11 protein-coding genes are annotated in these 13,548 nt (G+C 49.5%); all 11 read right to left on the bottom strand.

The genetic code is table 11. The features are described 5' to 3' along the window. Positions 1-10: 10 nt before the first annotated feature. Positions 11-1,234, bottom strand: coding sequence for a hypothetical protein (locus NO559_RS11430; RefSeq protein ID WP_258331972.1), 1,224 nt, complete (start codon positions 1,232-1,234; stop codon positions 11-13). Positions 1,235-1,249: 15 nt separating this feature from the next. Continuing rightward, a complete protein-coding gene (locus NO559_RS11425) occupies positions 1,250-2,044 on the bottom strand; it encodes a cytochrome C (protein WP_258331971.1) in 795 nt (264 codons plus the stop codon). Next, positions 2,041-2,796 (bottom strand): hypothetical protein, encoded by a 756-nt coding sequence (locus NO559_RS11420; RefSeq protein WP_258331970.1) that lies wholly within the window; start codon positions 2,794-2,796, stop codon positions 2,041-2,043. Before NO559_RS11420 ends, NO559_RS11425 begins: the two co-directional genes overlap by 4 nt. Before the next feature lie 4 nt (positions 2,797-2,800). Beyond that, complete coding sequence (locus NO559_RS11415; protein WP_258331969.1) at positions 2,801-4,762, bottom strand: 2Fe-2S iron-sulfur cluster-binding protein; 1,962 nt, start codon at positions 4,760-4,762, stop codon at positions 2,801-2,803. Further along, the gene (locus NO559_RS11410; RefSeq protein ID WP_258331968.1) at positions 4,759-5,619 is read right to left on the bottom strand and encodes a hypothetical protein; all 861 of its coding nucleotides are present in this window, start codon (positions 5,617-5,619) and stop codon (positions 4,759-4,761) included. Before NO559_RS11410 ends, NO559_RS11415 begins: the two co-directional genes overlap by 4 nt. A 232-nt stretch (positions 5,620-5,851) precedes the next feature. Further along, positions 5,852-6,187, bottom strand: a complete 336-nt coding sequence (locus NO559_RS11405) for a hypothetical protein (protein ID WP_258331967.1) — start codon at positions 6,185-6,187, stop codon at positions 5,852-5,854. 254 nt (positions 6,188-6,441) lie between these two features. Next, a complete protein-coding gene (locus NO559_RS11400) occupies positions 6,442-9,648 on the bottom strand; it encodes an efflux RND transporter permease subunit (protein WP_258331966.1) in 3,207 nt (1,068 codons plus the stop codon). After that, positions 9,641-11,185 (bottom strand): efflux RND transporter periplasmic adaptor subunit, encoded by a 1,545-nt coding sequence (locus tag NO559_RS11395; protein WP_258331965.1) that lies wholly within the window; start codon positions 11,183-11,185, stop codon positions 9,641-9,643. The genes NO559_RS11400 and NO559_RS11395 overlap by 8 nt, the downstream gene beginning before the upstream one ends. Further along, a complete protein-coding gene (locus tag NO559_RS11390; RefSeq protein WP_258331964.1) occupies positions 11,178-12,545 on the bottom strand; it encodes a TolC family protein in 1,368 nt (455 codons plus the stop codon). Before NO559_RS11390 ends, NO559_RS11395 begins: the two co-directional genes overlap by 8 nt. Before the next feature lie 94 nt (positions 12,546-12,639). Next, a complete protein-coding gene (locus NO559_RS11385) occupies positions 12,640-12,990 on the bottom strand; it encodes a hypothetical protein (RefSeq protein ID WP_258331963.1) in 351 nt (116 codons plus the stop codon). A gap of 55 nt (positions 12,991-13,045) precedes the next feature. Continuing rightward, the coding region (locus tag NO559_RS11380) for a cytochrome c (RefSeq protein WP_258331962.1) at positions 13,046-13,548 on the bottom strand (503 nt) is incomplete at its 5' end.

Here is a 13,548-nt window from a genome sequence, read left to right as displayed (position 1 = left end):
GCTCCTACGCTCAACTGTGAGGGGCCGGTATCGACCAGCCGATAACAAAGACCAACAGCCCGGCCATCACACCACCCACCAGTAACATCAAGCCTTTCCAGGCGCTGTGCTGGGGTTGTCTGATCATCAGTATCAATGCAATCAACACCTGGATCAGGTAATACAGGGCAAAGCCTTTGGAGGCGAAGTTGATGATTTCAAAGACATTGGCGACCCAGACCAGAATCAACGCCAACACAATGATCAGCATGTAATACACGTTGGTCGATAAGCGGAGCTTGACCAGTTCCTTCAACAGGCCGCCGCCACCAATCGTATCCGCCAGGGCAGCGCTGAGTTGACTCGCCGTGGCGGCGACTAACAGTAACAGGGGCAATACCCACACCACCTGGCCCAGCGTCTCGCTGATGGTTGTTTCATTGAGTTCAACAATGGGATAGGTCAAAAAGATAGGACAGGTAAGCCCGATAAACGTGACGTACAAGGCAATCGCTATCCATTGGGAGTACTTGACTGCGTTTACACGCTGCCTTACAGAATATTGCCCCCCCATAAAACGGGCCGTTTCAAACCCTTGGGTGACCATTAACATCCCGGCCAACATCGCCAGCGTCTGTGCGGTAGTAAAGTCAGCGATCGGGTCGTGGGCAAACCAGGTGGTGCCGGATTGCACATCATAGGCCAGCAAGGCGGCCAGTACCCCCAGGATGATGGCCAGTTTGATCGAGACCGCGAACAGCTCTATCGATTCGAGTCCGCGTGCACCGCGCCACCAGGCAATGCCCATAATACTCATCAACAACCCGGTGGTTGCCCACTTTGAGGCAGTAACATCAACGATGCCGATCCGATCAAACATAAAAGCAATGAATAAGCTGAGGTAGAACGCCACGGAGATCGCAAACGCGACCCCTAAACTCCATTGGGCGGCCTGCTCCAGACACGCGATGACGCCCTGTTTTTCACGTTGCAGGGCCGGTTCGGCATTGACAATGTTATAGCGAATAATCCACCCCAGCCCATAGGCAAAAATGGATAGCCCCGCGATACCCAGTAACGCCCATTTTCCCATCACAGAATGCAACAACGGTGCGATAATCAAAAAGCCGCTGCCAATAATCGACGCCAGCGGCGTGACGGTGGCACGCCATTGTGATGACCCAATCATCCGCCGGTGAAATAACATTACCCCAATCAAAAAGGTCACACCGAGGGCAATACTGTTAAGAGCCATACATCGTTCCTTGTGTTAGTGGTGCTTGTACCAGCCAGCGCGTTTGATATCGTTCCAGGACGTGCTTTGATGGCAGGCAAAACACTGTTCAACGGGCGCGTGGGGTTCGCCGGCCACCTTGGCTGAAATCATCTTAAAATGCTGCATATAATGGCTGGGCGGCGCTTCGTGACACTGATTACAATCACGGGACTGGTTAGAGGGATGCAAAAACTCCGGCAATGACCACTGATCGGTACGATGGCATTGCACGCAGTCCTGACCAAACAGGGTCAAGTGCCGATCATCATTGGCGTGACAGGTACTGCAATTCAACAGGGCTTCTTGCGCCAACACATCAGGGTGTACGAACAATGGGCCTGGCCTTCTGCCCGAGTCCAGCAAATCTTCAAGAAACGCTTTTGCAATAACGCCTTCATGATTGGGGTCTTTGAACTGCCCCAACGTATCCAGTCCTATGGTGGCCAGTGCAGAATGATCCATCGTTGAAATCTTGGACTCGCGGCCCTGGTGCTCTGTATGACAAACTGCACACTCATTAATGTCCGCATGAAAAGCGGTGGGTTGACGCTGCAAAATGTGGGTATCATCGGCGTGACACACCACACAATTGTCACGCACGATGCCCTGAACCGGTGTGTGGCAGGCTTCGCAGTTGTCGTCTAAAAACGCATGAGCAGTACTGAGCTTGCCAGGTACTACGGTTTGTTCCCAGCCAATGTCCGCCATTACTTCCGGTGAATGGAGATAGTGACTCAACAGCGCAACAACCACGCCAATACCGACCACGAGCAATAGTGTTGTCTTCATAGCCACCTCAATCCAAAATAGATTTCAGCCGCAATATGAAAAATCAACAGCGCATACAGCGTGCAGGAGATAACGATATGAAATTTCAGCCAGCGTTTAAACCATCGCTTGATGATATCGTGCATCGCGATGCTGTAATCAATATCAGAAAGCGCATCCACTAAACGGGGTATTTTTTCGGCAGGGCTATCCCCTATTGACCGCTCATGCCATCCCGCCAGGCTCATCGCCGGCAATAACGACGGGTGTGTGTTGGTCAGGCGCGTAGCGTGATCGCACTGATCTTGATCACACAGCGTTGAAGAAGCCTGCTGAAATTCCTGGTACAAATCATTCCTTAACACTGTTTTTGCGCGAATACCCGACGAGATGTGGCCTAGCAAATAGCGCCCGACAAACCCGCTGATCACCACAATGAACATCAGTAAGATCAACGCGATACCCACAGTGCTGTCAAAGCGATGCGCACTGTGCAGTAGTCCCAGGATCGGACCAATGATCCCGGCATAGATATGCCACAACAAAAGTTTGGGCATCGACACGCGGCGGGTAACCCATTTTTTTAGCGGTTTGATGCGTTTGATCACCAGATACACAAAGGGCACAAACATAAACGCCGCAGCGGCAATACCAAGCATGCCGCCGGTAAAACTGCCTGGAAACGCCGGATCACGGTGCCAAACAAACCCCGCCCAGAGTAGTAGCATTAACACCAATAAGCCGGTGACGAGGTGACGTTCTTGCGTATTCATACCGTTACGCCTCCACCTCAATATCAGTGGAAGGGATGGCTTGACAGGCCAAAATATACCCCTGAACCTTGTCTTCTTCCTCTAATCCGTCATCAACGTCCATCACCACGCTGCCCGACACCAGCTTGACCATGCAGCTTCCACAACTGCCAGCGCGGCATGAGTTCTCAATCTCAACGTCCACCGCCTCGGCTGCTTCCAGCACCGTTTCATCGGCCGTCATTGTGGCGGTTTTTTGTGAAGTCAAAAAATGCGCTGTGATTGCCGTATCAGACGACGGTGCAGTGGCTGTCGACGCAGAGGGCGATGATTTTTTCGCGACCGGGGCAGCACCGAATGCTTCGGTTTTGATGAGCATTTCGGGAACGCCTAATTCCTTCAGCATCGACGTCACACCATCCATCATCGGTTGAGGACCGCAAATATGAATTTCCTTTGACACAATATCCGGCACAAAATCATTAATGAGTTGCGGTGTAAAGCGGCCCTGCGGCCCCATCCAACTGGTACCCTCCGCTCGTGTCATGCTCACAAGGACGTGCAAGTTTTTGTGTCGTGCTTGCAAATACGTTAGCTCTTGCTGGAAAATAAAATCATTATTGGTACGAGCACAAAACAGAAAGTAAATCGCGCCGGGCCAACACTGATCCGTCAAGTAACGTACTGCACTCATCATTGGCGTAATTCCCACACCACCTGAGATCAAAACAACATTATCGGTATCGCTGCCATTGAAATAAAATCGGCCGCTCGGTACTTTCACATCCAATAGGTCACTCAACACCACCGTATCGTGCATATACCGCGACACTAGACCCTGATCTTCCCGTTTGATGGTCAATTCGATGTGATCACGCTGTGTGGGTGAGGAAGCAATGGTGTAGGAGCGCTTAACCGGCTTACCCTGCTCCGGGATCGTCAAGGTAAACGTCAGAAACTGGCCCGGTTCGTAGGTAAACGGCAACGGCTCCCCAGTGGGCATCGCTAACCTGAATGTTTTCACGTCATGTGTTTCGGAAAAAATACCGACGACCTTTAATCGACCCGTATATCGATTGCCTTTGGTGGGTTCCACCAAAGGTGTCGTCGTCAAATCACTGATCGACTCTTCATCGTTAGACGTGTTAATGGACGGTATTGAATCACGTTGTTCAGGCACAGCAGCGGGAACCACTGGCCGGTGACGTAATTCATCTAACAATGCTGCTGCCCGTCGCATTTTAAACAGATACATCCATATCATCAGTGCAGCAAACAACAACAAAATCATCATAACGCTTGTGTGTAGTGGTGACATCCCCATAAAAAAATACGGCTCATCATTGGAAAGGGTTGGCAACAAATTCATTTCGCGTTTGAACCATTGCAGGGCGATATTTCTAGGCGCTTGCCCCTCTGCCAACGCCCGTTTGGCCGCCAACCCACTGTCGTATTGCGCCAGCCCTTGTTCAATATCGCTCACCGCTAACTGCATTAGCGCAAAATCTTGCCGCGCATTCGCCTGACTCAGCGCACCGAACCCTTGCTGCATGATCACGGTCCCCTCTACCATGCGCCGCTGTGCATCGCCTTCGACTTTATCGCGCTGCTCGGCGGGCATATCCGGTAGGCGCATCAACGAGGGATACAGATCCTTGGGTTTTGGTGCCCCCATTTTTTCCATCATGGTATCCATCATTTTTCCCATGCCTTTGCCCATGCCTTTGCCCATGCCGCTCCCCATGCCTGCTGACTGTGGTGCATTAGGTGCAGCGCTGTTAGTCTGTTGGGCTTGGTTGGCCTGGGGCTGCTTTTCGCCGTAAAAGTCCGGATGGTGGCTTTGATGTTCCTCGTCCGACAACTGAGCGTGCACCGGCAAGCTTAAAAAAACCCCGACCAGGCACACCGGTATGAGTGCCCACAGGTCTGTATACAGATGTTTTACTAATAACATCGGCCGCTGGTGTATTGTCATCGTCACGCTCATTGGGACTGCTCTGCTTGCATCAGTAGCGCCACTTGTTCAGGTGTTAGAACGGCCACGGCCTTCCCTACGCTGGTAATAAACGCCAACCTGAACTGACTGTTTAATGCTTCGATATCAGTCACTTTATTACGAATACCTACAATGTCAGGTTGCCCTGTTGCGGTGGCTTGCCAAAGCGCCTGTTCCTGTTGTGAAATCTGTGCATCGATATCCTTTTCTTGCGCCGTCCAACGGTTTTTGATCGCCGACAACGACGCGCTCTGCTGAGGGGATAAAGCAAGGTGTTGCGCGTGATCAAGAAAAAAATCCGCTTCCCCCAAATGATAGAGGTGAGGCGCATTCGGATAACCCGGCAACGGATCGCGGGCTTGCAGTGAAGTCGCTTTAGGAGCAGGCGGCTCTCCCATCATCGACATGCCCATCATCATCTTTTTGCACATCATCCCTTTGCACATACCCATCCCCCTCTTGGCAGGTGTTTTATTGGAAGGCATCGATTTCATCATTTTACCCTTGGACATAGAGGATGGGGATTGAGGTGTATCGCTTGTCATTTCCATGGCATTGTTCGCTACCTTGGGTGCTGGCGCATTCGCCACTGGCACCTTGGCGCTGGGTGCATCCGAGCGCGCTTTATTCAACGTGTTATTCATCTGCCCGAGGGTTTGCTGGATCTTGTCAAACTGTACTGCTGCTGAGGGTCCATCGGGTGCTGAGTTAGGGTCAGACGGCGGCGACTGTGACGGTGTTATTTTTTCATCTGGGCTAGCCGCGCAGGCTGTCATGCTGATCATCGTAATCACCAAACACAGGCTATGCGCGAGCAATTGCTTGGGTACTTTTATGGGGTAGTGCATCAACACACTCCTTTCTTGTTTGCGGTTTTTTACAATGCCAAAGCGACTCCACATCTTAATATGACAGAAACGCTTTGACACCAATGTTGTCGGCATATAAGAAGAAGGCACTCAGGGAATACCTTCCCGTTCAACCGTACTACCTGGATGCTCCTACTCCAGGACGGATGGCCTTTTATCAAATGCCTACAAAGCAAGCTCAGCGAACAAAAAGGTTGCTTTGTACAATTATCTATTTTTTGTGTTTATGTTTGGACTTTGATTTTTCCACTGTATGGCCCATCATTTGTTCCATCATTTGTTCCATCGTTTCCATACGTTTTTCCATCATGTCGAAACGAGCGCCCTCGTCCGCACACCCTTTTTTCATCATCCGGCCTTGTTTTTTACCGTGTCCCATTGCATGGGGTTTGTCCTTCATCATAGCCATTATATTTTCCATACTTTTCGCATGCGATTCAAGTAAGACTTCTCGTTTACCCGGGTCGGATTCCTGCTTAATATTTTGCAGTAACGTATTCATTTCTTTCATATGCGTCTGCATACTACTCATCTGTTTCTCAGACATACCCATATGCTGGGCATTAACGACGCTAAGTGCGTGCAACAGCCAGTGCCGTGATTAACAGTGCATTTTTTAACAGTTTCATCATGTTCTCCTTTAATATGTCAATGTGCGCCTTACATAACAGAATCGCTATATTTGGCGAAGCGTTTGTATTAAGCGCAGTTACTTCAATGACATTGGCCGTATAGGCTAGCGCCATCAAATTCGTTCTATCTCATTTCTGGTCGGTAGGCGTTACACAGCAATCGCTATGATCACGCAGTATCTCCTTCTTTAGTTAACGCTTGATAATCGGTATTCGTAGGTAGCTCTCGGCGTTTCTCTTGGTGCTGTAGAATAAGGCTATAAATCACAGGCAGTACCAAAAGATTCAGTATCATGACCGTCAACATCCCGCCTAACATCGGCGCGGCAATACGGTGCGTAACATCGGAGCCAGTGCCGCTACTTAGCATGATAGGAATCAGTCCAGCCATCGTGGATATGGCCGTCATCGCCACAGGTCGTACCCGCTTTGACGTTGCTGACAGTACCGCATCCTTTATTTCCTCTAGCGATAGCAACTGCCTCGACTCGGCGCGTCGTTTGGCGATCTCGACATCAATAAAGCTTAAGACCAGAACACCAATTTCTGCCGCCATCCCTGCCAACGCAATAAAGCCCACAGCAACAGCCACCGACATATTGTAATCATTGATATAGATAAGCCAGATTCCGCCTACGAGACCAAACGGAATCGACATCATCACAACTAATGGCTCGGTGATGTTTCGGAAATTGAAGTACAGGAGTAGGAAAATAATAAGCAGCGTTGCTGGTGCCACAATGCTCAGGCGCTCAGCAGCACGTTCCATGTACTCAAATTGCCCTGACCAGGTAATGGTATACCCAGAGGGCACTGTGACCTGCTCTTCCAAAACACGTTTTGCCCTGGCAACATAACCACCGATATCCGAAGTGGAAATATCAACATAAATCCAGGCGTTAGGCCGCGCATCTTCGCTTTTAATGACCGGAGGACCCCGTTGATAGTCAATATCCGCCACCATCGCCAGGGGAATTTGAGTGCCCGTAGGCGTGGGTATTAATACACGCTTGAGGGTTTCCAGGTCATCGCGCAACTCACGCGGGTAGCGTAAATTGACCGGATACCGCTCAAGCCCCTCGACAGTTTCGGTGATATTCATACCGCCAATCGCGCTTTGAATAATATCCTGAACCGCTCCAACCGTTAGCCCGTAGCGCGCCGCGCTTTCCCGATTAATGTTAAAGTCCAGGTAATAGCCTCCAACTGCCCTGTCACCAAAGGCCGAAGTAGTCTCCGGTAATGTTTTCATGGCTTGCTCAATATCCTGAGACACCTGTTGTAAGACATTCAGATCGGGGCCAGAGACTTTGATACCAATAGGCGTTTTAATACCCGTCGATAACATATCGATTCGGGTTTTGATCGGCATTGTCCAGGCGTTAGCCAATCCAGGGAATTGAATCGCCTTATCCATTTCATTCATCAAGTCTTTGGTTGATTTTTTGGGGTCTGGCCATTCCTCTTTCGGTTTTAATCGAACCGTGGTTTCTATCATGGCCAAAGGTGCCGAGTCTGTTGCAGATTCCGCGCGCCCTACTTTGCCGAACACATGATGCACTTCAGGAAATGTCGATAATATTTTGTCGGTTTGCTGCAACAACTCCTTGGCTTTGGTAATGGAGATGCCAGGGAAGGTAGTCGGCATATACAAAATATCGCCTTCATCCAACGGTGGCATAAACTCGCTACCCAGCTTGGAATAGGGATAGTAGGTCACTGCCAACAAGCCTACAGCCACAATTAAAGTAATGCTTCTCCACCGCATCGCCAGCGTCAACGCAGGTTTATGCAACGCATGTAGTGCCCGATTAATCGGATTCTTGTGTTCAGCAATGATTTTCCCTCGTAGGAGATAGCCCATCATCACTGGTACTAAGGTAATAGCCAAAATTGCCGAAGCGGCCATAGCATAAGTAGCGGTAAAGGCCAGCGGGCTGAATAGCCGACCTTCCTGGGCCTGCATAGTAAAGATCGGTAAAAACGATACTGTAATGACCAACAGAGAGAAAAACAGGGCCGGGCCGACTTCATGACAGGACGCGCCAATCGTCTTCCAGCGCTCATCCAGTGTCAGCTCACTGCCTTTTCCTTCACTTGCCTTTTTTTCACTGGCTTCGGCTAACCGACTATGCGCATTCTCAACCATCACAATAGCCCCATCGACCATGGTGCCGATGGTAATAGCAATACCACCCAAGGACATAATATTGGCGTTGAGCCCCTGGAGGCGCATGACGATAAAAGCCATCAAAATACCCAATGGCAGCGTAATGATCGCCACGAAAGCCGAGCGTGCATGTAGCAGAAACAGGATAACCACTAAACTGACGATTATCAGTTCCTGCATCAGTGAGGTGTTCAGGCTTTTTACTGCACGCTCGATCAAGTCACCACGATCATAGACTGGGACAATCTCTACACCGTCTGGTAAACCGGCTTTCAATTCCTCTAACTTAGCTCGCACCGCTTGGATAGTAGCCAGAGCATTTTCGCCGAAGCGCATAATCACCACACCACCGGCAACCTCGCCCTCGCCATTCAAATCTACGAGACCTCGACGCAGCTCAGGGCCAATTTGAACATGCGCCACATCCTGTAGGCGTATGGGCGTACCGTTCGCATCAACAGCTACTGGAATACTGTTGAGATCATCAATCGACTGTATGTAACCCAGGCCCCGAACCATATATTCGGTTTCCGCCATCTCAACCAGACGCCCACCCACATCCTTGTTGGACATTTTGATGGCCATCTTAATTTTGTTCAGCGGGATATTGTAACGCAACAAGGCATTGGGATCGACTTCTACCTGATATTGTTTAACGTAGCCTCCCACTGAGGCGACTTCTGAAACACCCTCAACGGTCTGCAACGGGTAACGTAAATACCAATCCTGCAAAGAGCGGAGTTGGGCTAAGTCATGTTTACCCGTTTTATCCACCAGTGCATATTCGTAGACCCAACCAACACCTGTTGCATCTGGCCCTAACGTCGGTGTAATGCCTTGCGGTAATCGGCCACTGACATAGTTAATAGATTCCAGCACCCGAGAACGTGCCCAGTACATATCGGTGCCATCTTCAAAAATGATGTACACGAAGGAAAGACCAAAGAACGAGTATCCCCTAACCACTTTGGTACGAGGTACCGCCAACATCGACGTAGTTAGCGGGTAGGTAACCTGGTCCTCTACTACTTGTGGCGACTGACCGGGATATTCGGTAAAGATGATGACCTGTACATCCGATAAATCCGGTATTGCGTCCAGCGGGGCGTTTTTATAAGCAAACAAGCCGACTAGCGCAATAATGACAGTCGCGATCAGCACCATAAAACGATCGCGCAAGGAGGCATTGATAATGGCATTAATCATGGTCATGCACTCCATGCCCTGAGCCATCTATCTGCTCATCCATTTCCATATCAGCGTGACTTTCCATCTGCATCTGGGAGTGATCAGTCATCTCCTCACTGCCGTGAACCATCCCCTTGTGGCTTTCCACGCTCCTCGAATCATCTTCTGAAGTACCTTCAGAGTTGTTTAGCGCGTCCATCATTTTGGCCGTCGCTTCCCGCAACTTGGATTCGGAATCTACCAAGAACTGGGCGGAGGTCACGACCTCCTCGCCCGCCGCAACACCTTCCAGTACAGCCACTTGGCCACTGGACTCAATACCCAACTTAACGGTTCTCGGTTCGAATTTACCGGGGCCTCTCACAACAAAAACTTGCGTCCTGCCACCGGAGCGGATAACCGATTCAGCGGGTACAACGACGGCGTTATCCAGCGTATCGGATTGTATGCTGACCTCCGCAAACATATCCGGGCGCAGTAACAGTTCACGATTATCAAACACCAAACGTACTTTCGTGGTCCGTGTTTTCGATTCCGCATAGGGGTAGATATAGGCCAGAGAGCCTTTAAAGGTTTTACCGGGTACGGATGCCAAGGTCATCTCAATTTCATCGCCAAGCTTGACCCAGGGTAGTTCGTATTCGTAGACATCGGCGTAAACCCATACCTGGCTAAGGTCAACCATCATGTACAACTCGGTTTTTGGCGTAACATATTGCCCTTGGCGGGAGCCAATACGAATAACCGTACCGGCTACCGGTGAATGTATATGCAAACTTTTCTTAATTTTTCGGGTTTGTTCTAGCTCTTGAATCTGATGCTCAGGCACGTCCAGTAATTCCAAACGTTCGCGAGAACTCTTTACCAGATCCTCTGCACCTTGCCTGATTTCTTCAAATTGGCTTTTACTCAAAGCAGACAGGTTATTGAGTGCCAATAAATATTCCTGCTGAGTCGAAACCAACTTAGGCGAGTAAATACTAAGCAGAATATCGTCCTTAGCCACATTCTGCCCCGTCTTATCAACACGGATTTCTTCAATCCATCCTTCAACTTTGGGATGGAAGCGCGCCATACTCTCCTCATCAAAATCCACTCGACCAACAGCACGAATGGTTCGGCTGATTGGCTCCTGCTTGGCTATGGCGGTACGAACACCAATATTCTGAACCACTACCGGATCGATCTTCACTGTACCTGCAACTTCACTGGCTTCGTTGTCGGCGTAAACCGGCACATAATCCATTCCCATCGAATCCTTAGCCGGTACAGGCGAAGTCACTGATGGATTCATTGGGTTCCGATAGAAAAGGATTTTCCGTTCGGACGATGGTTTATCTTCATCCGCATAGACAGGTATGTAATCCATACCCATGGAGTCTTTTGCTGGTACCGGCGATGTAATGCTCGGGTTCATCGGGTCGCGGTAAAACAAAGGCTTTTTATCCTGCTCTGTTACTGCCACTGTCGAGCTGCTATTACCGGACAACCAGTAGCCAGTACCAAGCCCAATGCCTAGCATTAGTATGGCGATTAAAAGGGTAGATTTACTCATAAACAGTTTCCTCGCCAACGGCGGCCTCAAGGCGGGCTAATGCTTGCTTGGCATCGCTTAACGCCTTCCAGTATTGCAGTTCGTAATTAAAAAGGGTCATTTGGCTTCGCACCAAGTTCAGGAAGTCCACTTCACTGACCTGGTAACCGGCCAACATTGATTGAACCGTTTGTTGAGCTTGCGGAACAATACCGCTACCAAAGAGCGAATATTGTTTCTTTGCCCGGTGATAATCTGTAACGGCGGATGAAATTGCCGCCGTCACCAGGCCTTTTTCATCAAGCAGTGCGTAGCGGTTTTTCTGTAGTTCTAAACTTTTCTGAGAAACTGCCTTGGATTGTTTCCGGCCAGCGTAGAGCGGGATTTTTACTCCCACCATGACAGAAACAAAATCTGAACGTGCTCTACCTCGGGGTAATGGATTGTCCCCGGTTCGATCACCGTAGGTCACACCCAGTTTAAAATCAGGATAATAATCGCGCTTGGCCAGATCGAGACGGGATTTCGCAGCATCAATCTGCGTTTCCATTTGTTTCAAGCGCGGTCGCACGGACGCCGCTTTCTGGTAAAGCTCACTCTCATCAACAAGATTTGGCATCATTTTAGATACCTTATCCGGTAGCGTTATAGGATCGTTAGCAGGTCTATCCATCAAGATATTGAGCTGTATGGCCTGGTTGCGCCGTATGGCTTCTAGCTGAATTTCCTGATCCATTAATCGGGAGAGTTCCAGCTGTGAAAGCAAAACATCCTGTTGTAAGCCCTTACCGGTTTCGTATTTGGTTTTAGCGACGGTAATAAACTGACGCAACAAAGCTTGATTACTGTCCACTGTCTCTAGGGCACGATCCATATAGTAGAGCTGCCACCATTTGCTCTTCACATTCTTTATAAGCTGCAAACGCGACTCATCGACAGAATGCCCCGCCGCCCGCGCATCGTACTCGGCGGCCTCTTCCTTTAAACTCAACTTTCCTGGAAAAGGAAAGACCTGACTGAACCCTACTTGGAACTGTGTCATCGCTTCCTGATCCCGTTCGTAGGTGTCGGTGGGGAAGTTCATCGCATTGACACTAACCATCGGGTCCGGCAACGTGCCCACCTGTGAGGGGATTTCCGCCAACGCTTCATAGCGTGTTTGCATCTCGGCAAGGTTGGGGTTGTCCCGGATTGCGGCTTCAACCGCAGAACCCGCGGACAATACCGGAGCGCTGCCATATTCGTTGGCGTATACAGTGCTATTCGCGGCACCTAAAGCGATTGCACTTAAGAGCAGCCAACGCCGATGGATTGTTACTCGCGCAAATTGCTTCAACAGGCAGATCGCTGCCCTCGAATAGAAACTAATATGTCGTTTCATTGTGATTCATCCTCCAGTGCGAGCCCCCAAGCCGATACAAACTGCTTGGGAGTAGAGAATGAAAACATGCCTCTGTGGTCTCGCTTCTTTTTCATCATTTTTTTAGTTCTACAATGTCGTGCTTCTTAACATTGCCCTTCATGCTTATCGCCCGTGCAAAATGGCCATTAACTACGGACTTGATCTGTAAGGTGCCAACATAATCAACTCGATAGTCATCATCACCTTCCTCTTCAGCACCTTCCCAAACATAACGGTATACCTGGAGTTCTTGCCCCGTTTCAGCGCCATCCTCACTGCCTATGCAGACAACGACTTCGTCATTATCGATGCCGACCACCTTACCCCTCATAATGTTTTCGTGATAAAACTGACTGCCAGAACAGGCGACTAAAAGCCCTACAAAAACCACCAGAAAAGTTACCTTCATAATTCTGTTTAACATTTTAAGTACTCCTTTAATAAAAATTGATTAAGCACGTACCTAGTCGCGCTCAATGCTATTCAGAAAATGCTGCTTTGATATATTTCAATGCTGCATTCAGGTCAGCATCCGAGAGCTGATTATTTCCACCTCTCGGCGGCATTGGCATTGAGCTACCCGGACTTTGAATGCCAGTGATGATATTGCTGAGTAGCTCACTATCACTTTTCGATAGTCGGCCATTTTTTGCGTTAAAGTCAGGTACCCCTGGTATGTTGCCTTTGCCGTTCGCGCCGTGGCAGGCAAGGCAATTGCTTTCATAAATCTGCTTTCCTGAGATGCTGGCAGAATCAGCTGTCGTGGACTCAACTTTACCCAGATCGATATTTTCCACTCTGGCATTTGAGCCTTGTAAAAAAGTCAGAATATCGCGTGTCTCCTGCCCAGTAAGTCCTGCTCTCACTCTCATATGGAACACAGTTGTAACCCACTGATCATCGCGAAGGTCAGAGGGACTACGCATGTTGTGGCAACGCGCACAGTTTTCGGACCATGCCTTACTACCTTGGGCAAAATCCC

It is taken from the genome of Dasania sp. GY-MA-18, from assembly GCF_024734385.1.
Classification (GTDB): Bacteria; Pseudomonadota; Gammaproteobacteria; order Pseudomonadales; family Dasaniaceae; genus Dasania; species Dasania phycosphaerae.
The sequence above is the reverse complement of the archived record's forward strand: the minus strand, read 5'-3'. Positions and strand labels throughout refer to the sequence as shown.

What these genes read in the sequence shown, in the direction of transcription:
- NO559_RS11430 (WP_258331972.1), bottom strand. Translation starts at nt 1,234, where the DNA reads ATGGCTCTTAACAGTATTGCCCTCGGTGTGACCTTTTTGATTGGGGTA.
- NO559_RS11425 (WP_258331971.1), bottom strand. Translation starts at nt 2,044, where the DNA reads ATGAAGACAACACTATTGCTCGTGGTCGGTATTGGCGTGGTTGTTGCG.
- NO559_RS11420 (WP_258331970.1), bottom strand. Translation starts at nt 2,796, where the DNA reads ATGAATACGCAAGAACGTCACCTCGTCACCGGCTTATTGGTGTTAATG.
- NO559_RS11415 (WP_258331969.1), bottom strand. Translation starts at nt 4,762, where the DNA reads ATGAGCGTGACGATGACAATACACCAGCGGCCGATGTTATTAGTAAAA.
- NO559_RS11410 (WP_258331968.1), bottom strand. Translation starts at nt 5,619, where the DNA reads ATGCACTACCCCATAAAAGTACCCAAGCAATTGCTCGCGCATAGCCTG.
- NO559_RS11405 (WP_258331967.1), bottom strand. Translation starts at nt 6,187, where the DNA reads ATGTCTGAGAAACAGATGAGTAGTATGCAGACGCATATGAAAGAAATG.
- NO559_RS11400 (WP_258331966.1), bottom strand. Translation starts at nt 9,648, where the DNA reads ATGATTAATGCCATTATCAATGCCTCCTTGCGCGATCGTTTTATGGTG.
- NO559_RS11395 (WP_258331965.1), bottom strand. Translation starts at nt 11,185, where the DNA reads ATGAGTAAATCTACCCTTTTAATCGCCATACTAATGCTAGGCATTGGG.
- NO559_RS11390 (WP_258331964.1), bottom strand. Translation starts at nt 12,545, where the DNA reads ATGAAACGACATATTAGTTTCTATTCGAGGGCAGCGATCTGCCTGTTG.
- NO559_RS11385 (WP_258331963.1), bottom strand. Translation starts at nt 12,990, where the DNA reads ATGTTAAACAGAATTATGAAGGTAACTTTTCTGGTGGTTTTTGTAGGG.